Annotated in this window: 20 protein-coding genes; 11 read left to right on the top strand and 9 right to left on the bottom strand. The window is 57.3% G+C overall.

Features of this window, described 5'->3' with window-relative positions:
- Window positions 1-53: 53 nt before the first annotated feature.
- The 3 genes from QOL69_RS08700 to QOL69_RS08690 all read right to left on the bottom strand — a co-directional run bounded on the left by QOL69_RS08700 (window position 54) and on the right by QOL69_RS08690 (window position 4353).
- Window positions 54-1220 (bottom strand): ABC transporter ATP-binding protein, encoded by a 1167-nt coding sequence (locus tag QOL69_RS08700; RefSeq protein WP_283402867.1) that lies wholly within the window; start codon window positions 1218-1220, stop codon window positions 54-56.
- Entirely contained in the window at window positions 1210-2964 is a 1755-nt protein-coding gene (locus QOL69_RS08695; protein ID WP_283404223.1) for an ABC transporter permease, read from the bottom strand. Before QOL69_RS08695 ends, QOL69_RS08700 begins: the two co-directional genes overlap by 11 nt.
- Before the next feature lie 135 nt (window positions 2965-3099).
- Window positions 3100-4353: a thiamine ABC transporter substrate-binding protein gene (locus QOL69_RS08690; RefSeq protein ID WP_283402866.1), complete on the bottom strand. Its 1254-nt coding sequence runs from the start codon at window positions 4351-4353 to the stop codon at window positions 3100-3102.
- A gap of 120 nt (window positions 4354-4473) precedes the next feature.
- Here QOL69_RS08690 and QOL69_RS08685 point away from each other — a divergent pair, with 120 nt between their 5' ends.
- From QOL69_RS08685 to QOL69_RS08665, 5 genes are all read left to right on the top strand, one after another.
- On the top strand, window positions 4474-5292 hold the full coding sequence (locus tag QOL69_RS08685) for a DUF6517 family protein (protein ID WP_283402865.1): 819 nt from the start codon (window positions 4474-4476) through the stop codon (window positions 5290-5292).
- A 61-nt stretch (window positions 5293-5353) separates the two neighbouring features.
- Window positions 5354-6094 carry a 1-(5-phosphoribosyl)-5-[(5-phosphoribosylamino)methylideneamino]imidazole-4-carboxamide isomerase gene (gene hisA, locus QOL69_RS08680; protein ID WP_283402864.1) on the top strand — a complete coding sequence of 247 codons (741 nt, stop codon included), beginning with the start codon at window positions 5354-5356 and terminating at the stop codon, window positions 6092-6094.
- A gap of 578 nt (window positions 6095-6672) precedes the next feature.
- Window positions 6673-7308, top strand: a complete 636-nt coding sequence (locus QOL69_RS08675) for an IS6 family transposase (protein ID WP_283402789.1) — start codon at window positions 6673-6675, stop codon at window positions 7306-7308.
- Window positions 7309-8088: 780 nt separating this feature from the next.
- A complete protein-coding gene (locus tag QOL69_RS08670) occupies window positions 8089-8319 on the top strand; it encodes an AF_0619 family ribbon-helix-helix protein (RefSeq protein WP_048077736.1) in 231 nt (76 codons plus the stop codon).
- Between the two features lie 8 nt (window positions 8320-8327).
- On the top strand, window positions 8328-8744 hold the full coding sequence (locus QOL69_RS08665; protein WP_048077735.1) for a PIN domain-containing protein: 417 nt from the start codon (window positions 8328-8330) through the stop codon (window positions 8742-8744).
- Between the two features lie 437 nt (window positions 8745-9181).
- Here QOL69_RS08665 and QOL69_RS08660 read toward each other — a convergent pair whose 3' ends face one another.
- Window positions 9182-10135: a DUF4268 domain-containing protein gene (locus tag QOL69_RS08660; protein WP_283402863.1), complete on the bottom strand. Its 954-nt coding sequence runs from the start codon at window positions 10133-10135 to the stop codon at window positions 9182-9184.
- A 368-nt stretch (window positions 10136-10503) separates the two neighbouring features.
- Here QOL69_RS08660 and QOL69_RS08655 point away from each other — a divergent pair, with 368 nt between their 5' ends.
- On the top strand, window positions 10504-11772 hold the full coding sequence (locus QOL69_RS08655; RefSeq protein ID WP_283402862.1) for a Cdc6/Cdc18 family protein: 1269 nt from the start codon (window positions 10504-10506) through the stop codon (window positions 11770-11772).
- 91 nt (window positions 11773-11863) lie between these two features.
- Window positions 11864-12733 carry a DNA adenine methylase gene (locus tag QOL69_RS08650; protein WP_283402861.1) on the top strand — a complete coding sequence of 290 codons (870 nt, stop codon included), beginning with the start codon at window positions 11864-11866 and terminating at the stop codon, window positions 12731-12733.
- A 15-nt stretch (window positions 12734-12748) separates the two neighbouring features.
- On the opposite strand, the gene QOL69_RS08645 is transcribed toward QOL69_RS08650, so the two are convergent.
- Window positions 12749-13786, bottom strand: coding sequence for a restriction endonuclease (locus QOL69_RS08645; RefSeq protein WP_283402860.1), 1038 nt, complete (start codon window positions 13784-13786; stop codon window positions 12749-12751).
- A 213-nt stretch (window positions 13787-13999) separates the two neighbouring features.
- Here QOL69_RS08645 and QOL69_RS08640 point away from each other — a divergent pair, with 213 nt between their 5' ends.
- Together QOL69_RS08640 and QOL69_RS08635 are read left to right on the top strand one after the other, a co-directional pair.
- The gene (locus QOL69_RS08640) at window positions 14000-15010 is read left to right on the top strand and encodes a tyrosine-type recombinase/integrase (protein ID WP_283402859.1); all 1011 of its coding nucleotides are present in this window, start codon (window positions 14000-14002) and stop codon (window positions 15008-15010) included.
- Between the two features lie 42 nt (window positions 15011-15052).
- Window positions 15053-15331, top strand: coding sequence for a ribbon-helix-helix domain-containing protein (locus QOL69_RS08635; protein ID WP_095638263.1), 279 nt, complete (start codon window positions 15053-15055; stop codon window positions 15329-15331).
- 157 nt (window positions 15332-15488) lie between these two features.
- Here the strand turns inward: QOL69_RS08635 and QOL69_RS08630 are convergent, their stop codons facing one another.
- Complete coding sequence (locus QOL69_RS08630; RefSeq protein ID WP_283402858.1) at window positions 15489-16184, bottom strand: nucleotidyltransferase domain-containing protein; 696 nt, start codon at window positions 16182-16184, stop codon at window positions 15489-15491.
- Window positions 16185-16406: 222 nt separating this feature from the next.
- Between QOL69_RS08630 and QOL69_RS08625 the strand changes: the two genes are divergently transcribed.
- Window positions 16407-16877 (top strand): hypothetical protein, encoded by a 471-nt coding sequence (locus tag QOL69_RS08625; RefSeq protein ID WP_283402857.1) that lies wholly within the window; start codon window positions 16407-16409, stop codon window positions 16875-16877.
- A gap of 151 nt (window positions 16878-17028) precedes the next feature.
- Here QOL69_RS08625 and QOL69_RS08620 read toward each other — a convergent pair whose 3' ends face one another.
- A complete protein-coding gene (locus QOL69_RS08620; protein WP_283402856.1) occupies window positions 17029-17979 on the bottom strand; it encodes a helix-turn-helix domain-containing protein in 951 nt (316 codons plus the stop codon).
- A 212-nt stretch (window positions 17980-18191) separates the two neighbouring features.
- Here QOL69_RS08620 and QOL69_RS08615 point away from each other — a divergent pair, with 212 nt between their 5' ends.
- Window positions 18192-19583 (top strand): ATP-binding protein, encoded by a 1392-nt coding sequence (locus tag QOL69_RS08615; RefSeq protein WP_283402855.1) that lies wholly within the window; start codon window positions 18192-18194, stop codon window positions 19581-19583.
- Window positions 19584-19732: 149 nt separating this feature from the next.
- Here the strand turns inward: QOL69_RS08615 and QOL69_RS08610 are convergent, their stop codons facing one another.
- A complete protein-coding gene (locus QOL69_RS08610) occupies window positions 19733-21646 on the bottom strand; it encodes a hypothetical protein (RefSeq protein WP_283402854.1) in 1914 nt (637 codons plus the stop codon).
- Window positions 21646-22491: a hypothetical protein gene (locus QOL69_RS08605; RefSeq protein ID WP_283402853.1), complete on the bottom strand. Its 846-nt coding sequence runs from the start codon at window positions 22489-22491 to the stop codon at window positions 21646-21648. Before QOL69_RS08605 ends, QOL69_RS08610 begins: the two co-directional genes overlap by 1 nt.
- Window positions 22492-22861: the final 370 nt, after the last annotated feature.

Raw genomic sequence — 22861 nt, 5'->3', positions numbered from 1 at the left:
GGCCGCGAGGCGGCCTCGGAGGCGCGCGCCACCGCAAAAGTAGAGAAGGTGGTCTACCGCCGAGATCCGACCTCGATCACGTGCGCGTCAGCGGGGTCGAACGAGACGGTAACCTCGCCGTCGAGGGGGTCGACGGCGCGGACGAGCAGTTCGCGGTCGCCCCAGTCGAGGGTGACTCTCGTCGTCTCACCGAGGAACTCAGCGCTGGCGACGGTCGCGCGCAGCGCGTTCTCCGCGCCGTTGCGCGTCGCGGCCGCGTCGTCCGTCGCGCTCGCGTCCCCCGCGACCCGGAGGTGTTCCGGGCGCACGCAGAAGGCGACGCGGTCGCCGGGTTCGGGGACGGCGTCGAGTTCGTCGTCGACTCCAACTCGGAGTGTGGCGTCCGTGTCGTCGATGTCGACCGCGAACTCGCCGTCGGCGGGGGCGGCGCGGACCGCTCCCGCGAAGACGTTGTTGTCGCCGACGAACTCCGCGACGAACCGAGTCGCCGGCTCGCGGTAGACGGCCCGGGGCGCGGCCACCTGCTCGGGCGTCCCGTCGCGCATCACGGCGACGCGGTCGGAGACGGCGAGCGCCTCCTCCTGGTCGTGGGTGACGTATATCGTCGTAATCCCGAGTTCCGACTGGATCCGCTTGACCTGCGCGCGGAGCCGCTCCCGGAGGCGGGCGTCGAGCGCGCTCATTGGCTCGTCTAAGAGGAGCACGTCGGGACCGGGCGCGAGCGCGCGGGCCATCGCGACCCGCTGCTGTTGGCCGCCCGAGAGGCTCTCCGGGTCGCGGTCGGCCGCGTCCGGGAGATCGACCAGTTCGAGGAGGTCGGCGACGCGCTCGTCGCGCGTGACCCCCTCGGGCGGGTCGGCGAAGTTGAGTCCGTACGCGACGTTCTCGCCGACGGTCATGTGCGGGAACAGCGCGTAGCTCTGGAAGACGACGCCCACGTCGCGCCGCTCCGGGGGGACGCCCGCGACCGACTCGCCGGCGAAGCGGACCGTCCCCGCCGAGGGGTCCTCGAACCCCGCGATCAGGCGGAGCGTGGTCGTCTTCCCGCAGCCGGAGGGGCCGACGAGCGTGAAGAACTCCCCCTCGCGCACCCGCAGGCTCACGCCGTCGACGGCGGTCGCGTCGCCGTAGCGTCTCGTCACGCCGTCGAGTTCGACGGCGACGGGGGCGTCGGGATCCGGGGCGTCGGGGTCGGACGAGTCGGTGCGGTCAGAGCCCACGGTGTTCACCTCCGAGCCGCTCGATGACGACGAAGCTGAGTCCGGTGACGACCAGCAGGACGACGCCCATGGCGGTCGCCGGTCCGAGCCGCCGCCCGATGAACCGTTCGATCGCGACGGGCATCGTGTACGCGTCGGCCCCGGTCGCCAACACCACGGTCGAGGTGAACTCCCCGATCGATATCGCGAACGCGAACGCCGCGCCCGCGACGACCGCCGGCCAGACCAAGGGGAGTTCCACGTCGCGGATCACCCGCGCCCGCGACGCGCCGAGCGCCCGCGCCGACTCGACGAGCGACCGATCCAGCCCCGAGAGCCCGGGCGAGACGGTGCGTACGACGAACGGGTAGCCCGCGACCGCGTGCGCGACGACGATGGCCGCCGCGCCGCTCGCGGCGATCCGCCACCCCCCGATCTCGACGCCGAACACGAGCCCCCGCAACAGTCCGAGACCGACGATGATCCCGGAGACCGCCAGCGGAGCCATCGCGGCCGCGTCGACCAGCGTCCGACCGCGGTACCGGCGGGTGGTCAACACCGCGACGACGACGCCCATCGGGAGCGCGAGCAGGGTCGCGGCCCCCGCGAACGCCAGCGAGTTTCGGATCGCGGGCCACGGCCGCACCTGAAACGCCGCCCCCGTCTGCTGGCGCTCGATCAGGAACCGGTAGTGGTCGAGCGTGAGCGCGCCGTCGCCGCCCGTCACGGACGCGAGCACCATCGACGCGATCGGCGCGAGGAAGACGACCCCGGCGACGACGGCGTAGACCGCCAGCCCGGCCCGCGGCAGCAGCTCGCGGAGGGAGCGCGACGGCGGGACGAGCGACCGGCGCGGTAGGGGACGAGCGCCCCGCGTGTTGGTCGCGTTCCGGGCCTCGTAGCGGAGGTACGCGAGCAGGACCCCGAGCGAGACGACGAGTTCGACGATCGCCAGCGCGGCGGCCTCGGCGTAGCTCAGGTCGCGCACCAGCCGGTAGACGAACACCTCCACCGTCGCAAGCTGGAACCCGCCGAGCGCGAGGACGATGGGGAACGTGCCGAACGTGAACACGAAGGTGAGCGCCGCGCCCGTCAGCACGGCCGGGTACACCTGCGGCGCGACGACGTCGACGAACGCCCGCACCGGGCCGGCCCCGAGGCTCCGGGCGGTCTCGACCGCGCTCGCGTCCACCGACTCCCACGCCGCGGTCGTCACGCGCGCCACGAGCGGCGCGTTGTAGAACGCGTGGGCGATCACCACGGCTTCGAGGGTGAACATGAGGTCGACTCGCGGCAGCCTGAGAGCGGAGAGGGCGGCGTTCAGGGTGCCGTTCTGCCCGAAGGTGGCGACGAACCCGACGGCGACCATGATCGACGGGAGGACGAACGGAACGATGGTCAGCGAGCGCAGCGTCTTCCGGCCCGGAAACTCGAAGCGCGCGAGGAGGTAGGCGGCAGGGAGGCCGAGGGCGACGCTCGCGACCGTCGAGAGGACCGCCTGATACGCGGTGAACCCGACGATCCCCAGCCGGCGCTCCGGCGAGAGCAGGGCCCGCGCGACCGCGAGCGGTGACTCCCCGCGGAGCAGGCGCGCGAACTCGCCGAAGTAGAACGGGTCGGTGAGGATCTCGGCGAAGACGCCGAGGGTGAATGCGCCGTCGACGACGACCGCCTCGACGAGGACCGTCGCGGTCGGGTAGTAGAACGCGACGACGAGCGTGAGGCTGGTGAGGACCGCGAGCGCGGTCAGCGCGCGCGCCTCGATCCCGCCACGGAGGCGAGCGACGAGGTCGGCGTCGGTCGTCGCCCGCTCGTCGTTGGCGGTCTCGCGCCCCTCGTCGGTCGTCGTCCGTCCGTCGTCGCGTTCGGTCACGCGCTCGGCCTCTCGTCGCTCACGCGCTTAGTTCCCGGCGAACTGCCGCTCCCAGGCCTCGACCCACGCGTCGACCGAGCCTTGGAGCTCGTCGTAGGTGAACGTCACCGGGTCGGCCGGCTCCTGTGCCAGCTCGGCGTAGTCGCTCGGCAGCTCGGCGTTTCCGGTCGCGGGGAACGCGACGTTGCGCTGGGCGATCTCGCCCTGTACGTCCGGCTCCAGCATGAACGACATGAACTGCCGGGCGAGGTCGGGTTCGTCGGCGTCGGCGAAGACGGCCATCCCCTCCGGGTTCGCGTACGCCTGATCGTTCAGGAATCGGATCTGGTGTTTCTCGAGGTCCTGTCCCTCCATGTCCGCGAACACCTGATCGGTCGAGTACGAGACGACCATCGGCGCTTCTCCGTTGCTCCAAGCGGTGTACGCCTCGTCCCAGTCGCCCAAGACGCGCACGTCGTTCGCCTGGAGGTCCGCCCAGTAGTCGAGGTAGTCGTAGTCGGCGTCGCCGTCCTCGCCCTCGATCGCCTCTCCGTCGCCGTCGCTCGCGACGCCGCCGTCGCCGAAGCGGCTGATCGTGTGGAGGAGGAACGCCCGGCCGGTCGAGGACCCGCCGGGGTTCTGCGCGATGAGTGCGCCCGCGTGTTCGTCGTCGAGCAGCCCGTCGAACGTCTCCGGGGCCTCCATCGTGGTCCCGTCGTAGACGAGGCTCACGTAGCCGGTGTCGAACGGGACCGCCCGGTCGAACGGATCGAACAGGAGTCCCTCTCGCACGTCGTCGAACCCGTCGACCGCGCCCCGCTCGGCGAACAGGTCGCCGTCGAGCTGTTCGTCGACGCGTACGAGGTCCTCCGTGGTGAGTCCCACGTAGAGGTCGGCGTCGATGCCGGCTCCCGAGGCCGCGCGCTCGACGTAGTAGTTCACCTCGTTGTCGGGCGTCGCCCACTCCAACTCGGCGTCGTACCGGCTCTCGAACTCCTCTTTGAGCCACTCGCCGGGGCTCACGGAGGGCGCGTCGATGAAGTTGGTGTAGGTGGCGACGGTCAGCGTCGGCGGCTCGTCGTCGCCGTCGCCGCCGTCGTCCCCGTCGGTATCGTTCCCGCCGCCTCCGTCGCCGTCGCCTCCGTTTCCGTCGCCCCCGTCGTTCCCGTCGCCGTCGTCGACCTGCTCGGCGCTACAGCCCGCCAGCGCGGCGGCCCCCGCGGCCCCGGCCGCCGTCAGGAACCGCCGTCGGGTGTGTGGCCGGGCGCGTCGCCGCCGCGTCTCGCTCTCGTCGGTGGTCATCACTCGGTTATTGTACTCGGTGGTTACATAAGGGATCCGTGTCCGTCGCGTCGTCGTCGACCCGTCGGCGGCGACACCGTTGCCGACACCGCTTTGCCCGGTCCCGCCCTCCGGATCGGCATGAACGACTCATCGATGAGACGGTCGGCGGGACCCACGCGACGGCGGCTGCTGGCCGGGACCGGGAGCCTCGGGCTGCTCGGACTGGCGGGCTGTCTCGGCACGCGGGAGGGTCCGGTCCCGGAGCCGACAGTGACGAGCGACCGGATCGACGACTGGCGGCAGATCGACGAGTCACGGAGTACGGTGTTCGAACAGTCGTACGGGCCGGTGACGGTCCGGGCCCGCGAGCGGACGCGGGTCTACGAGTACGTCGACGTCGCCGAGGCGCTCGCGGCGACGTTCGACGCGTCGGGGTCGCCCGTCGTCTTCTTCGCCACCCGGATCGACCTCCGGCCCGCGGTCGACCAGCTGCCGGCCGATGTCGGCCGCGACCGGCTGATGGCGGAGGTAGAGGGTGCCGCGGTCGACGCGTTCCGCGCGCAGCTCCGCAACAGCGGTATCGAGAACGTCGAAGTCGTCGACGAGGGAACGACGACGGTCCGGTCCGGCCACACCGCGACGGCGTGGCGGCTGGCGGGCGAGTACGCGCTCGACGGGGAGCTGCCGCTTCCGGACGGCTCGACCCAGTCGATCGCCGAGACCGTCGAGATGGAGTCGCGGCTCGGCGTCTGGCACGACGGGACCGACGTGATCGTCGCGGGCGGCGCGTATCCGACTGATCCGCTCATCGAGGTGATCGACGACGCGCTGCCGAACCTCGCGGACGCGGAGACGCTCGTGACGGAGCTGGCCGACGCGGAGACCGCCGAGGCGCTCGCGACCGACCCGGCCGCCTTCGACGAGGACGTCTCGCAGCTCCTCATCGCCGTGGAGTGAGCCGGCGGCGCACGGTGCGCGAACCGACCCGTTTAATTCTCGTCCGCGGCTTCGGTCCGGTATGACACACTTCCCCGAGTTCGAGGTGATCCCCGCCGTCGACGTGCAGGACGGCGAGGTCGTCCAGCTGGTCGGCGGCGAGCGCGGCACGGGCAAACGCTACGGCGACCCGGTCGACGCCGCCGAGCGCTGGACCGACGCGGGGGCCCGCACCCTCCACCTCGTCGACCTCGACGGCGCGTTCGAGGGCGAGCGCGTCAACGCCGCGGCGATCGAGGCGGTGGTGGAGTACGTTCCCGAGGAGGTCGGTCTCCAACTCGGCGGCGGCATCCGGACCGCGGAAGGCGCGCGCGATCTGCTCGACTTGGGGCTCGACCGCGTGATCCTCGGTACGGCAGCGGTCGAGACGCCGGAGATTGTCGCGGCGATCGACGAGACGCACCCCGGGAGCGTCGTCGTGAGTCTGGACGCGAAGGACGGCGAGGTCGTCGTCTCGGGCTGGACCGAGGGGACCGGTCTCGACCCCGCCGAGGCGGCCGCGCGCTACGAGGAATTGGGGGCGGGGGCGATCCTCTTTACGAACGTCGACGTGGAGGGGCAGCTGGCCGGAATCAACCGGACGGCGGTCGAGTCGATGGTCGAGGCGGTGGAGATCCCCGTGATAGCTTCCGGGGGGGTTGCGTCGATTGACGACGTGGTCGCGCTGAAGGCGGCGGGCGCGGCCGCGGTCGTGGTCGGGACCGCGCTATACGAGGGCGAGTTCACGCTGCGTGAGGCGCAAAACGCGGCTGACGAAGTCTGAGACGAGGCGTTCGATCAGGGGTGTCGGCGAGTCGGCTACTTATAAACTGAAGGCGAACTCGATCGCGTGGCCGGTCTCCCGACGTCGTGATGGTGTTTCCGTTGAGGGAGTTACAGAAGCGTTCTCACACCCGGATCGAGATCGCTCGATGTGGGCGAAGAAGCTATCATATAGATTCAACTATACGGAATTATGTCCGGCCCCGAGTTCCCATCTTCATGGAGTGATCCCCGATACATTGCGGCTATTGTTAGTGTGATCGCCACCGGAGCACTCTACTTCTACGCGGGTCTCACGCAATCTGGCCTGACAATAGAAGAAATCACCCTCGTAATATTCGCTATTCTCCTCCCAACATCAATCGCATATGAAATCGCTCGCCGTCTGTGAAAAACTAGCTAATTTGATGTATTAAAACGCAATTTCACACGATTAATTCAATTTTGAGAATATAAAATAAAATTTGTGGTAAGATTTCCATGACACCCTTTTTCTGTCCATAAATCACCGATCGCTACGGTTACCGCGGTGTTCAGATAAGGATTGAAAGGTGAGGCGGTGCGTTTTCAAAGTGACTTATGCCCGAAAACGACCGTCTCAGCGGCTGTTTAGACGAGATCAACTTAGAGTTTGTGGAGCGAGAAGCAACACCGCAGCTGTTGATGAAGCTCAGTATTCAGCTTCACTTGGCTGGATTATCGCTTTCGAATACTGTTTCTTTTCTTGAGGTATTCGGTGTTGATCGAGTTCGATCGACCGTTCATAACTGGGTTCACAAAGCCGATCTACAGCCAGAAACTGGTCGGAGGCCGAATCACGTCGCGGTTGATGAGACTGTGATTCAGCTTGACGATGAACAATATTGGCTGTACGCTGCTGTCGATCCCGAATCAAACGATCTGTTACATACAAAGGTTGAATCGACGAGAAACAATGCTCTCGCAGATCGGTTTTTCGCGGAACTCCGCAAAAAACACGATGTAGATGACGCGATCTTTCTCGTTGATGGCGCGGCTCCACTTCAGCGAGCCTGTCGCAAACACGACCTCGATTTTAGATACGAACGACACGGAAAGCGGAACAGTGTCGAACGTGTCTTTCGTGAGGTAAAACGCAGAACTACTAGTTTCTCAAACTGTTTTAGCAACGCCGAAGCAGAAACAGCAAACGAGTGGATCAGATCGTTCGCTTTCGCATGGAATCAGCTTATCTGAACACTACCTCCATCTCCCGGGCAGCATTTATTTGGTATTCTCGTATTTTTTGCTGCGCTTCTAGTGCGAGATCATGAGCGTCTGATTTTGATTCAGAGGTCATTCAGTATGTGTTGGGATCATGGCGGATCCAAATAAATGGAAGATATCCAAGGAAAAATCCTCTTCCTCAAGCATACTAAAAGAGTAGAGTTTCTCGTCAAATTCATGCGGTACCTTAGCTTGTGTGGCCTTCGCCACACCTCTAACCGCCAACCGACCCCCCGGTGTCGGTTCGGCGTCGACGAGCAGCTCGTCGAGTCGAGATCTGCGCTTGTGTTGCGGTCGAGATCGTCTCGATTCCACCGGTCGAGAGGGTCAATCTGGTCGAAAACGGCCGCAAAAAGAAGGAATCGAGGCAGTGTTGCCACTCGCGAGGGCCGCGCTACTGGAGCGTCCGGCCCTTCCCCCACGCGGACCGCACAGGCCGACTATTCGCACCCGTCTCGTCGCGGTCGTGCGTCACCGCCTCTTTGCGTCGCTCGCGACTCGAGTCCGTCCGGTATCGCTTCGGTCGCGACACCGACGCCGACCACGGTTCGTCGACAAGATTTCACGGAGACACGCGAAGCTCGGACCCGTTCCGAACATCATCGGTAGCCGACCAATTTACGGCGGGAAAGGCGCAACTGGCACTACGTCGCTGTCGAACGACTCAACCTGTAAGCCGTGAGGCGGCTGAGATCGAGAGGAATAGAAACACCGAAAGACACAGTATTCTGTGAAAATATAGGTTTCTGTATGCCGAGCATCACGGTCAACGTCGACGACGATCTGAAAGCGCGTATGGAGAGACACCCCGAGATCAACTGGAGCGAGGTCACTCGACAGGCGATAGAAGAGAAGATCGAAGCCCTCGAAGTACTGGACGAGCTCGCCGGTGAGAGCGAACTCACCGAGACCGATGTCCGGGAGATCGCCGACAAGATCAACGAAAGTGGACGCAAACGTGTCGACGAGGAATCAGCGTAAACTCGGCGATGAAGTTGGTTGTCGACGCGAACGTCGTCATCTCGGCGCTCATCGCCGACTCGAAGACGCGAGAACTCATCGTCACGCTTGAGCCGGACCTGCTGACACCTGCGTTCGTCCGCGACGAGATCGGGAACTACCGGGGTCTGATCGTAGAGAAGTCCGGGATGGAACCGGACCGAGTGGCACAGTTCGTCGACCTTCTGTTCCGGTACATCGATATCGTCCCCGCGGACGACTTCTATCCGGCTATCGATCGGGCGGACGACGCGATCGGTGACACCGATCCGGACGATGTGCTCTATCTTGCGTGTGCGATTGCTGCTGGAGCGGCGATCTGGAGCGATGACACCGACTTCGAGGAGCAGAATCTGGTCGAGACGTACTCGACGAGCGACGTGATCGGCTCGTTCGAGACACGCTGATGGAATACAGACATCCACCGAAGAGGAAGCGGAAACCGTGTCACCGCTCGACGGCGTGATGGAGGACACCCGGCGGGATCTGGTCCGGCAGGTCGCGGCGGACGACCGCGATTCGAACCGGGACCTCTACGACGCCCTCGAAGACGGATAACACTGTTACTGGCCGTTACGTGGAGTTATGCTGTCGTTGTGAGATTAGAAGCCAACGACCGCAGCGGGATCCATGCGAGCGAACGCAGTGAGCGAGCGTGGATCCAGTCGCGTCCGTGTTCGAGCGAGCGAAGCGACGCGAGAACACGGGCGCAACGGGAGAGGTCCAGATTGAACGGCAGGTATTAGCCTAATACAAAATGGAGCTGGGGAGGGGAGTGCGTCCGACAAGTCGGTAGGGTGGATAACCCCTACGTAGCGAGTCATTACACCGGTGGAGTCAGCGATCAGTTGGATCTGAGAGCGGAAAGACGAGGCTCAAACTCCTCTTGGAATTCGTCCATCAGATCCACACCCCACTCAACTAGGTGATTTTGCTGATCAGTAGTCAATTCAGTAATCGTTCCGTCAATATCCTTCGGCTGCTTGATCCGGGAGGCTTGTTTCTCGGGCAAGCGCTCCCACTCCAACTCGACACCTAAATTGGCCTCAATATCTGTTCGTTCTCGTTTCAACGCCTCAAATATCTCTTCGTTACGTTCCTTATCTGACGTGGAGATGTAGAGCTCGACCGAAAACTCTGGCCCCTGATGGAACACCCATCCAAATCGAACCCCAGAAATGCCAGCGCTAAACGTCAGATAGTTCCGAGGCCCAGGCTTGAGTTTGTACCAGTTCGGTCGTCTCTGGGAGTACGCCTCAACCATCTCGGCGAAGAACTGACGATAGCTCTGTTCGGAGTCGGAGAGAGACTCGTTACTCACCTCTCGTTCCCATTCGTTGGGCTCAACGACAACTTCGAACTCGAAGCCACGCTCCTCAGCCCCCTCGATACTCACGACGCGAGGTTTGATCGCGAAGAACTTCGCACCTCTCGGCCCGGTTTCGTTCAACCATTCGAGTACGCTCCGGTGCTCCGGCCGGAACTCCTCGGCGAGCCACATCGTAAACCCGGCGTTCTTCCCAGACGAGTACGTCAAGAGTTTACCCAAGTGATCGTGGTCCGTCCGATTGTATTGGTTCTCAATAACAACGGTCTCACCCGTGTTCATCTCCCGTGCGACGATATCAGCCGAGAAGTCGCCGACAGCTTCCTCTGCTCGTGCGTCCTCGATTTCTATTCCCAACTCCGACGCGAGCAGGTCGATATTCTCCGTCAACCATCTCGTGAAATCTCGGTCCTCGTTCTCCCACACCGAACGGAGGTCGTGTTCTTGGATTCGCGAGATATTCCGATCCATGAACACCCTTCTCAGGGAAATCTGATAAAACGCCGTGAGGCGTGTACTCTTAGAGTGCGATTCATTGCGACCCGTTGTCGGACGCATCCCCCCACCTCGGGGGAGATTGACCGGAAGGCGATATCTTTGATCACTGTGCCCCTATGGAAACAGCCCTGAGATCGTCTGTATCTCGTTGTCACGGGACTCAACTCCGTCTAGTATCTCGATGATTTGCTGGACGCACCCCCCTCTGTCCCTGTCTTCTACCTAAGGCACAGTAGAATCGCAGGGGAACTAACACCGACATCCCAGACACTACCCCGTTTTCTAGACAGAAAGACATGTAGGACATGGGGGTTTATATATAACCGTGAAAACGGAAGCGTATGAAGGCGTTCGGTGACGAAGACACGATCTTTGAGGACATGGACGTCCTCAACCCCAACGAGCAGACGTACCAGCCCGAGTCGTTGCCGGAGCGCGAGGTCGAACTCGACCAGATCCACTCCGCGCTTCGTCCAGCGACGATGGGTTCGACGCCGCTCAATCTGATCGTATACGGTCAATCCGGCCAGGGAAAGACCGTCGGAATCCGCCTCAAGACGGATCAACTTCAGGAGTACGCCGATGATTCTGAGATGGACCTCACCGTGGTTCACATCCGGTGTAAGGGCATGGACGGGTCCTACCACGTCCTGACACATCTCGTCAAGCGACTCCGTGAGAAACGGTTCGGCCCCGGTGAGGAACTCCCGAGCGGTCACCAGCGGAAGACTCTCCTCAACATGGTGATCGAGAATCTGGAGGAGATAGGCGGGACGGTCATCGTCGTCCTTGATGAGATCGACGCCATCGGCGATGACGACTACATCCTCTACGAGCTCCCACGGTCGAATCCGGACGATGTCCGTCTCTCGCTTATCGGGATTACAAACGATCTTCAGTTCCGCGAGAACCTCGACGCCGACGTTCGGTCGAGCCTCGGTGAGGACGAGGTCCGTTTCGAGCCGTACGACGCTGATCAGCTCCGCAACATTCTCTCACGGCGTGCCGTCGGTGCCCTCCGAGACACGTATTTCGAGGACGGGATCGAGGACTACCAGCACCTCCGAAGTGAGATTCTGACCGATGATACGATCCCGCTTGCTGCGGCGTTAGGCGCACAGGATACTGGTGACGCTCGCGAGGCGATCCGTCTGCTGTTCCGTGCGACTCGGTTTGGCGACGATAGGGGAGAAACGACTGTCACAGAGGAGCACGTGCGCGAAGCACGGGACTTTCTCGAGACAAAGGCCATCGAGTCGGGGATCCAGACGCTTCCGAATCAGCGAATGCTCGCACTCATGGCAGTCACGTATCACGGGATACACGGCGACACACCCGTGACGACGACGCCGATCTACACCCAGTACAAGACCTTCTGTGAGTACGCGGACGTGAACGTCCTCTCGAACCGCCGGTTCCGTGATCGACTCAACGACCTCGCTGATACGAACGTGCTCAATAAGCGGCAGGGTCGGGGTCGTGGCGACGAGAACCAGTACTCACTCGCAGTCGATCTCGATACGGCGCTCGAGAACCTCCCGAAGGAGTCAGAGCGCCTCGGGGATGTCGCAACAGTTCTTCGGGAACAGGGTGGTGTTGCGGGTAACTAATTCCCAACTATCTCAGTAAGACGGATTGAGCGCCGAGACACTACTGCCTGACGAGACAGTTTTTTGCTAATACCGGGGAACACTACGTTGAATGGTGGAGCCGATCTTAAAATGGGCAGGTGGAAAACGCCAGCTTCTCTCAGAAATTACGGCGTTGTTTCCGACCTCGTATGAGGCGTATCATGAGCCGTTCGTCGGCGGTGGTGCTGTCTTTTTCGATCAGGATCCTGATGACGGAACGATTAACGATCTGAACACGCGGTTGACAACGTTTTATGAGATCGTTCGGGACCAACCGGACGCCCTCATTACCGAAAACAAAACGCACGAGCATACGGAAGAATACTACTACAACGCTCGCTCGGAGTTCAATACCCTCCTTACACAGTCGACTCTCACACAGGACGAGCGAGTCCGAGAGGCGAGCCTACTGTTATACCTGAATCGGACATGTTTCAACGGATTGTATCGAGAGAATAGTGACGGCGAATTCAACGTCTCTTTCGGACGATATTCGAATCCAGATTGGGTACAAGAGCAGCGGATCCGAAAGGCATCACGTGTTCTCCAAGAGACAGCAGTATTCAATACGGATTTCAGCTACGTCGTCGATGAGGCTTCAATCGGTGATCTCGTGTATTTAGATCCGCCGTACGAACGCGTGTCGAAAACGGCAGATTTCAATTCATATCAGGCGGGCGGATTCGACCGAGAGGACCAACGGCGGCTTCGTGATACCGTCATAGAACTTACGGAAATGGATGTTTCCGTGGTCCTCTCGAATTCACCGCCAGTCACGGAATTGTACGAAAACTACGACGTATTCTCGATCAGCTACGTAGACGCCACTCGTGCAATAAATAGCGATGCCAGCAGTCGCGGGGAAGTCTCAGAAGTACTCATCACGAACGTTCCACCGGATGAACAACGGCGAAAGACGCTCTCCGACTTTACTGAATGAGTCGTCGAAGATCGCTCAACGTGGCGTCGAAGATAGGACGTATTGTTGCTCGGACCCTCGACCGCTCGTAGTGACCTCAGGGAGGCGAATAAGCCACTGTCCAACGGTTCGGGCGCGTCGACGAGTGGTTGAGTCTGAGAGATCTGTTTCGGCAGCGAGGATCTCGGAGATATCACGTCGCAAAAGCGTATCGTCTGCTTCTAGCTGAGCGTATACGCGAGAGATGATCTCAACATCACGGATCTGGTGTATGAGAAGGTCATCCGCGGATTCTCGATTACCACGATCGAGATACGTGAGATATTCCTCACCGAGCCGAGTGAGTCCCCAACGACGGATCGTACGGTTGTCGATCTCGATCTCCTGTTCTTTGTGGAGAAACTGGAGAAGCCACGCGGCGATACCGTAATAATCCGCTTGCCGCGGATCGAACGTGTCTGAATCCGTCTGCTTTCGAACGTATTCCGCGATATCGGGCTTGATGTCGGAACCCGTTCCAACCGCGCGGATGACGGTGCGTATCACGTCGAAGTTGTCCGCCTGTGGCACCTCTAGAGACGGGATCGTGTCAGTGCGCTCTGGCTTCTCGAACGCACTCCAAAACGTGGGATCGAGTTCGTATGATTCGTCGTCTGTAACGACACCGATACTGCTCTCGATCATGATGTCCGTGAGTCGGTCACCGTCGATCAATCGGATGTAATCTTGGTTTGCGCTCGTTTTAGCTCCAGATGTGAATGAGGATGTCGTGATTACCGTTCCGATGTGATACTGTTGCTCTGAGAGTGCGCCTTTAAATCCGCGCAGGGTTCGAGCACCGACGGTATTACCTGTCGTGTATTGTTTCGCTTGTACGCCGAGCCGTGCGTGGAACAGTTCTCGGTCAATGACAGCGTGAATATCGATTCCACCATCGCCACGAAACGGCGTTAACTCGAGTTCACGAGTTGGTTCTGCACGCTCGATCACCATCTTACAGAGCTGTTCAAACTGCTCGTGGTCGATCTGTAGCCCCTTATCAAGCAGTTCCTCTTTCGCCGTCGATGCCCTCATTCGAGATCGAGATTTTCACGGTTGAACAAAAATCCTCTTGCTGGACAGAATATCCACTGTCGAACAGTTACGGTCGAGTACACTATTATAAAAACGGCAGGGCGCGACGGGCGCGAGTTCATACTGAGAACGGATCGTCCTTTCGGGCCTGTACTGCCCGAAATCGGGGACTTCAGATCGGGGTCCTGACTGCGATTCGCGCACCCAAGAGCGATGAGTCTCGAACCAATCGACCCGGAAACAGCCGTGGAACTGTACCTCGCCGATCGCGAAGCCGAGGTGGCCAAGGCAACGCTGTACTCGCACAGCTCTCGCCTCGGTCACTTCGTTCGCTGGTGTGACGAGGAAGACATAGACAACCTGAACGAGCTGAGCGGACGGACACTACACGATTACCGCCTCTGGCGACGTCGTGACGGTGATCTCGCGCCCGCCACCGAGAAGACGCAGATGGACACGCTCCGTGTCTTCGTGAAGTGGCTCGAAAGCATCGACGCCGTCGTCGACGACCTCCACACGAAGGTGCGGTCGCCCGTGTTGCGAGACGGGCAGAACGTCCGCGACGTGATGCTTGAGTCCGACCGTGCTGAGGAGGTTCTCGACCATCTCTCGAAGTACGAGTACGCCTCCCGTCCTCACGTCGTTCTCACGCTGATGTGGCACACGATGATGCGGACCGGTGCGGTCCACTCGCTGGATGTCGACGACTACGACCCGGATGGGCAGTACATCGCTGTCGTCCATCGACCTGAGGAGAGAACAACGATCAAGAACGGAACGGGTGGAGAGCGACTGATCGCGTTATCGAACGACGTGTGCCAGCTTCTTGACGACTGGATCGCAGATCGGAGACCCGACGTCGACGACGAGTTCGGCAGGCGACCGCTCGTATCGACAGTAGACGGGCGTGCGCATCGATCGACGCTTCGAGGAGATTGTTACAGATACACAAGGCCCTGTGTTTCCACTGGAGAGTGTCCACACGACCGCGATCCAGAGCGTTGCGAAGCGATGGAGTATACCGCCGCCTTCGGCTGTCCCTCGAGCGTCAGTCCACACGCACTTCGGCGTGGTGGGATCACCCACCACCTGAACAGCGATGTTCCAAAAGATGTCGTCAGTGACCGTGCAAACGTGACTGCAGGTGTTCTCGACGAACACTACGACCGGCGGAGTCAGCGCGAAAGGATGGAACAGCGACGGGGGTATCTCGACAATATCTGATTTGGCGTAACGGTTATTGCTACACAATTTCAACACAGTAGCATGTCCGAAGCCAGTTCACCACCCGAAAAAACGACGGTCAACATCCGAATAACGGAGACGTTTCTCTCCGACGTCGACGCGACGTGGGAAGAGTTGGGGTACAACAGCCGTAGCGAGTTCGTTCGCGACGTACTCCGTGACGCGGTGAAACATCCCGAGTTCAACCGTGCAGATCTCAAGGCTATCGCTGCGAGTGAGGTCGACATTCAGGAAGGCCGGACACACTCCAGCGAGGAGATCAAAGCGGAGTACGGACGTGAAGATACGAGTGAGCGATGAGCGAGGGGTGGGACTGGAAGCTCACCGATCGGTCGAAAAGACAACTCGACGCACTCGACGAATACGCTCGCGACCGGATCATCTTCTGTTCACTATGCTCTGTTGAAATCCTCAGAATGTGACAAAATCTAACCTCGGTCCGGTCAGTACAGACCCATCACTCATCGTCACCACCCTCCTCGAGGAGGAGCTTTTCGACCGTCTCAAACTTGTCAGTGCTGTAGATCGGGATTCCTGAAACGACAATTTCTCGGATGTCTTCTGTGTACGTGGGAATCGCTTGAACCGCCTCAACGTCGATGTCGTAAGCATACCTGTTCCCGCCGAACTCGGCATCTTCAAGGTCGCGACCGACAGTGTTCGCCGCTCGTTGGTTTGGGGCTCGATCGGTCGTCGTGAGCACCCAGAGGTCAATATCACTGCGACGATCGGCTTCGCCGCGCGCCACACTTCCGTAAAGAATGATCCCGATGATGCCGTCAAGACAGTCAGTAAGTTCGTCGACTGCGGCCTTCACAGGCTTCTGGAAATCCAGTTGCGGGATTTGGAGGAGAGGGTCGTCTGGAACAGTGAGTCGGTCGCGGTTAATCTGAACGAGCCGTTGATTACCCTCGGGCGATTCAACCACTAATCCGTTCTCTATGAGGGTATTGACCGCTCTCCGAACCGTCTGTTGGGAATGGTCAATCTGGTTAGCTACCTCGCGCTGTGAGAACTGTTTGAATCGGTGGTTCGTTAAAAATAGCAAGATGTCGTTTGTTGCCTTGCTTTTGAATAAATCCGCATTTGTGGCGGGTATTGGAACGGATATGGACACACCCTGTGTGCCTTTTGATTCCGTCTTATGGCTCATGTTTTATGTCACGGCTCACTATTATATGAAGTTTATATGGAAACACCGGCCTATACTTAGGGAACCCGGCTTTGTTGAGATCTTCAGTAGTTGATGGTCTTGCTCCCTCAATCGCTCAGTACAGAAGGCTCATGGATCGAGCAATACAGAGACGTAATCACTAAGCCACTATCAGTAGAAAGAACCGATGACAAAAAGTAATTTGAACGAGAATTACTTCCTATGGCTGTAGAGGTTGAATCCGTTCAAGCCATTCAAGACTTGGTGATTGGTGGTTTTGCAGCGTTTTTCTTGGTCTTAGTTTTTGAGAAGGCGGTGACAATTAATACCCCAGATGTACAAAAGCGGGTGCTGACATCGGTAGCGGTGGCAAATGGCATCGTAATTGGTATTGGCATCGCACCAATGAGTACAATAGCCGCCGAACTGGTCCCGCTGTCCACCCTTCTACACTCTGAGTATGTGGGTGTAGTATCTCGGATCGTTCAGATAGGAACGGTTCTGGAACTGCTATTCGGAGTTGGAAAGATGGTGGAAGGGAGTGGTTGGCTTGGTGCAGTCGCCTTTCTCGGAGCATTCTTGGGCGGTATTCTCCTACCATACCGAGAAATGAGTATTGTGGCGTTGATTCTCATATCCTTCTGCCTGATGGTAGTAGAGGTCACACCGTCTAATTACTGGATGTCCCGTTAAGTGCTATTTAGTATTAGAGAGCGAACAGACGACTAACCAGCAATCGATTCGCAGTCTTTAGCAACAGGTGTTTCAGACGATAATCTATCCGAAAAATAGGATTTCAACAGAGTCGCCTCAATATAACCACAGCCGAATCGTTCACGAGAACTCATAGAGTGACCTCATACTCCCTAGCTGTTTGCTTGAACTCTTCCCAGTTGGGGAGGAACTCAGCCGTCGTTTCTCCGCTTGTCTCCAAGTATTCAATGAGATCGTGGACGATGTCGCGTAGATCGATCGTTGCCTCAGGATGATAGTATTCAGCGCGGTCTCGTAATGCCGTTCGATCAATATCCTGTTTCTGTATCAGTAACAGACAGTACGTTCTGTACCGAGAGCCATCATCGATCAGGAGGGCATGGCAGACTAACTCTACAGGGTCGACCTCGGTGACTCGATCGGTTCGGAAGTAGTGGCGACGGTCGCGGGTAAGCAGTGGAACGCCGAACTCACCGAACAGTGCTGGTCCGGTCAGCTGAAACCCTTCAGTATTGATGTCGCTGTCGCACGCAAAGAGATACTCGTCGTGTGTTTCCCAGAGGAAATTGAGTCCAACGACGTGCTCTCTTGTTTCACGGCGATGCTTCTGATGGAACAGTCCTCGTGCGATTGAGGCCAATACGGTAAATGGCTCGTTGAGACGATACCGAGATTTCGATTTGCCGATGACACCGACTACCTGGAAATCGTCTAACCGACGGTAGACTGTTGCCCGACTAACGCCACTTCGCTCAGCTAATTCGGTAGCCGTCCGTCCTCGGTCAAGATAATAGAGAATTTGTAATCCGGAGCCAGCAATGAGCGCCGGTAGGTCCATATGACGATATTCCGTGAGGAGTCCCTCGAGCTGCTCTATCGGTTCGATTTCAGTAAGAGAAACCGGCTTTTCTCGACCGCTTTGTTTGGTTTGGATGCAGCCGTAGGCTTCTAATTCGGTGATGATCCGTGAGGCGTGACTAGTACTCCACTCGAGTTGATCAGCGAGTGTACTGATACTCACTTCCGGGTCACCCCCATCTATGAGCTGAGAGATTACCCGTAAGTGACTCTTGGACATCATATTGTCTCAAATAACGCAAGTAATTTATAAAATAGTTTTGCGATTTGAGACGAAAGATAGAATTTCTAATATGATTGGCACTGTATCTGGTTGGCCCGAATCTGTTCTAATCTTGATTTAATAGAATCCTCGATCACAGATACTCCCAGATATGATATTCTAGAATATGATTATTCAGAATATTTTTATCTGATACCCTCTAAATCAGTGCTATGACAGACTTCGTGAACCGATCGGAGGAACTAGATCGGCTTCACAACCTGTTCGACTCAGAGAACGCAGATCTCGCTGTCGTATATGGGCGGCGACGCCTGGGAAAGACGAGACTCGTCAAAAAAGCGCTTGAGGGACGGGAGAACACGGTCTTCTATCAGGCACGACAGAAGACGCGGGAGCTCCAGCTGGAACAGTTCGTCGAGGCCGCGGCTGACACGGTTCCCGGTATCGAGGATATCCGTCCCGACTGGGAGCGCCTGTTCCGGTATCTGGCCGATCAGGATGCGATCGTCGTCCTCGACGAGTTTCCATACCTGATCGAACAGGACGAGAGCCTCCCGTCCGTGTTACAGGCGCTGTTCGATCACGAGTTCGACGAGTCGGAGACGACGTTCGTTCTCGTCGGGTCGTCGATCAGCATGATGGAGGAAGCGACGCTGCTCGGAGATAGTCCGCTATATGGGCGAACGTCCCTCACACTGGACATCCGTGAACTCTCGTTCGACGCCACAACGGAGTTTCTCCCGGACGATGCGACGGCAGACGAGGACGTTCGCGCGTGGAGTGTGTTCGGAGGCGTTCCCTACTATCTCGAAGAACTCGACGCGGATCGATCGCTCGGCGAGAATATCCAACAGACGGTGTTGACTCGTCACGGGTCACTCCGCAACGAGCCGGAGCACGTCCTCCGGATGGAATTGACGGAGCCGACGCGCTACTTCTCGATCCTCGAAGCGATCGCCGGCGGGGCAACCGGCCGCAACGAAATCGCTGGCGTGACCGGTATCGACTACAACCAGCTATCGACGTATTTGGACCGACTCTCACGGCTTCGACTCATCGAACGGCACGTGCCGGTGACCGAGAAGCCGGAGCGATCCAAGCGAAGTCAGTATCGGCTGCGTGACCCCTTGTTCCGGTTCTGGTTCCGGTTCCTGTACGGGAGTTCGGATCGCTACGACCAGTTCGGCGACGAGGCCTACGAACGACTCGTCGAACCGGAGCTGGCCGATTTCGTCGCTCCCGCTTTCGAGCAACTGTGCTGTGAGGCCCTGTGGACGCTGTACGACGAGACGCCGATCGTCGACGTTGGGCAGTGGTGGTATCAGGACCACGAGATCGACGTCGTCGGGCTCACTGACGAGGACACGCTCGTCGTCGGTGAGTGCAAGTATCAGGAATCGCCACTCGACTACAGCGCGCTGGCGTCACTAGAGGCGCACGTCGAGGAACTCCGATGGCAGCCCTCGGGCGGTGGCACGCGAACCGTCGAATACGCGCTGTTCTCTCGGAGCGGGTTTACGGACAGCATCCGCGATGTTGCCACCGAGCGTGCCGACTTACGTCTCTATACGATCAACGATACTGTCGCCGCGCTCGAATCATAAGCAACTAATAATGTCTTCCGCACCGTTTCTGTTCAGAATTTTCTATAGTGTGATCTGAACTAGCAAATATTAGACTCCTAAAAACTATACCACAGCACAATTCATCTATGAATTCAGGAAAATAGATTCGAACACGTTGCCCGGAGGATTCACAATATACGCACCATCAGTCCGTAATCTATGACAATATTAAATATAACTATTAATAATAATATTGTAAATAGAATTGTAATGATGTTACGGGCGAAGGGGACTGTACTTGAATTCAGTCTTGAGTCTCGAATAAGGAGTACAAGAGCTGGTATAGTAGATAAAGTAGTGCCGATATAAGGGGCAGTTGATGGGGTATATACGGTGAGTGAGAAGCCAGCAATAACTATCCAACTGAGTGCAAGGATTACGTAGAGTCGGTGAAGGTATTTGATTGACCAAGTGATGCGATTTTGAGTATTAGTTACAGCTGCGTTTTTTTGACCGATATGATCAGCGTCTGTTGGAAGTGAGACTCTGTCAGTATCTGTTGATGAACAAACCCATTTGAGTTCTTTCAGTAGGCTCTGTGACCCACAGAACCCTCCTTGGAGGCTATCACGGATTTTTTTGTGTGTGAGTAGTTGCTCTCCATCTGCAAATTCGTACTCGTTGAGTCCTGCCTGTGAGATGTTGTATATTCTCATATATGTTGATCGGAAGTTCGAGATGCTTTGACTGATATTTTTGTCTGTATCTCTTAGTTGTGCGGCCGTGATTGGGAGATAGGCGAGTAAGCCGATCGAGATAATAAAGAGAGAGAACGGCAAGGTCTGGCTGATATCTCCCCACCGGATGACCAGAAATGTGTTAGTAATAACAGCTGCAACAAGTCCATAAATAATCGTTTTAACCTGATTGGTAACTGACTGTGTAGAATCAGTCAGATCCTTTTGGAGTGTGCTAACTAATTCGTGTAGTTTGTCAGCTGTTTCAGTTGCTTCAGCTAATGTGTCTTGTAGTACGCCATCTTCAAATATTTTGAAATATTTCTCAATTTGATCGCGATTGTATGGGATTTTTTTATGTGAGTTACAGCTCCGAGAGATAGCCTGTAACCAGTATCTTTGTAGATTCTTTGTTGGAACTGTGTGAAATCCAGAAATAATATGGTATATTTCTGTTAGATTCTCTGACTGTAACGCATACTCGGAATAATCAACATCTGATGTGAGTGGTGGATCTTGGTTTGAGATAGTGTACGTCCATTTGTGAGGGTTTTGCTGGATGGGAGATTCGTCTGATAGAGTCCTGAATGCTGTGTGTAAAAATGTGGTGTCGAATAGTTCTCGGATCTGTGCGGAATTAAATAATAATGAGTGCTGAGACTGCTCGAATTTCTCGTCTGTCCATTGATTAGTGTAATTTACTGTTTCAACAATTGGGTTGGTCGGTTGGGTGTACTCGTCACAAACGTTGTCTACCGCTGATAGAGGTGCGAGGGCAATCCAGGAGGGATCAGGTTCGAACTCAATGTCATCACTCCCGATAAACAGTAAGAGCGGTTGTTGTGGATCGACATACTGGTCTTCGATGTGTTCCGGGTTTGTATCTTCTAACCAATCAGCTAAGACATCTTTGGCAGTCCAGACATGGACTGAAGCAGCAATGTCGTGAGAGTCCACAACCGAGCGACTAAGATTTTGTTTTGCTAATTCGTAGTGGATGTTGATAGATTCGTCACTACCAATTACGTCGGTAAAGTCATCAACGAGCGACGAAACGCGATCCTGATCTTCTGAACCACCTGAGAAATCCTGATACCGTACTGGATCGCCAGGGAGTCCATTTGACGAACGGATTCTAATGCCATTAGTTCCAAGTTCAAGTTCGATGTTGGATTGAGTTGCTTCGATTGTTCCGCCAGGGTCGAACCAAGATGGATATGCCGCACAGGTTACGGCCAAGTCTTCAAGAAAGTCTTCTACCCTGGGGGTCAGTTCGGATTCAGCCTCAACTCGTATGATTGCGTCCGTCTCTGTGTCGAGATATGAAGGGGTTTCTTCGAGAAATCTAACCGCTGTAGAATCCATTATTGGCTGTTTTCGTCTGCGAGCCCCGGAACGTCATCTGGCGAGTCGTACGCGTCGATCTCGGGGAACAAGTCGATATCTTCGTTATCAGTTTCAAGCGTGTCGCTTTCATTCACATGGCGGATTTCAGGACGGCCTTTGGTGATAATAATATGGTGCCGACCACCGCTGTCACAGACTATATTGATTCCATCCCTTTCTACGAGTTGCTCAATTGTGAATCCGGAGACAGACTTCTCACCGTCCGGGGTGATCGTGACTTCAAGATCAGACAGGTCAGTGTATACGTCAGGGAGTTCGTCCACAGGCTGAAGTTCGGACACGTCGTCTCGGGCTTGTTTCACCTCGTCCAGTCTACCTGCATCGTCTGCCCTTTCGTCGTCACTATCGCCTTTCCATAGAATTTCATTTGCTTTTAATTCCTTTTCCAATTGAGCAAACGTACTCCAATAATTCGCGTGGCTCCGTTGATAGACGGCTGTGCGATCCTTATTGAGGTAGATTTCTTCCTCTGTGTCTTCGTCGTTTGGTTCCTGGAGTGCACGTGCTGGATATACCAACCCTTTCTCCATGCGCTGCCGGACTACTTGTTCCGCTGGGTCAAGGATTTCATCTGCGCTCGGTCGGTAGGCATCTGAGAGATGGATCTCCTGAATGACAGCGATTCGGTCCTCGTCAACGCTCTGTGACTCGAAACGAAAAAAGAACAGTACTGCATCTAACGCGAAATTGGTTTCAGAATATTGGGTTGCCAGTGACTCGGCAGCATCCGCAAATGAATCACTGTCATATACCTGTTTCAGTGGGTGTGTGCTGGTCTCTTCTGTGTCGTCATCGGATTCCACACCATCGGTAGTGACTGATTCGAGCGTATGAATGCGGGCTCGTGAGTTTTCCGCCGTATGGAACTGCTTAGACTTCAGCCTTGATAGAGTTCCCGTTAGCCGTGACAGGATGTCACTCTGGTCCAAGTCATTCTTACTGTCAGAGACATCAACTCCCTCTAATTCCGACTTATCAAAGTGTACAATCTCTTCTACTGATTGGTCATCTGAGCCGGTGAGACAATTATATTCCGCGAATTCAGTGACAGTAACCATTATTTTGACATAATCTCTCCAGTTACTAAAATCTATGTCATTGTGCGAGAGTACTATTGGACTCCTTTCAAACAGTGAAAATCACTCGGATGGATAGGCATGACAATGGCAACTG

It is taken from the genome of Halorubrum sp. DM2 (assembly GCF_901686465.1).
Classification (GTDB): domain Archaea; phylum Halobacteriota; class Halobacteria; order Halobacteriales; family Haloferacaceae; genus Halorubrum.
Note: the sequence above shows the minus strand (reverse complement) of the source record. Positions and strands in the feature narration are given on the sequence as shown.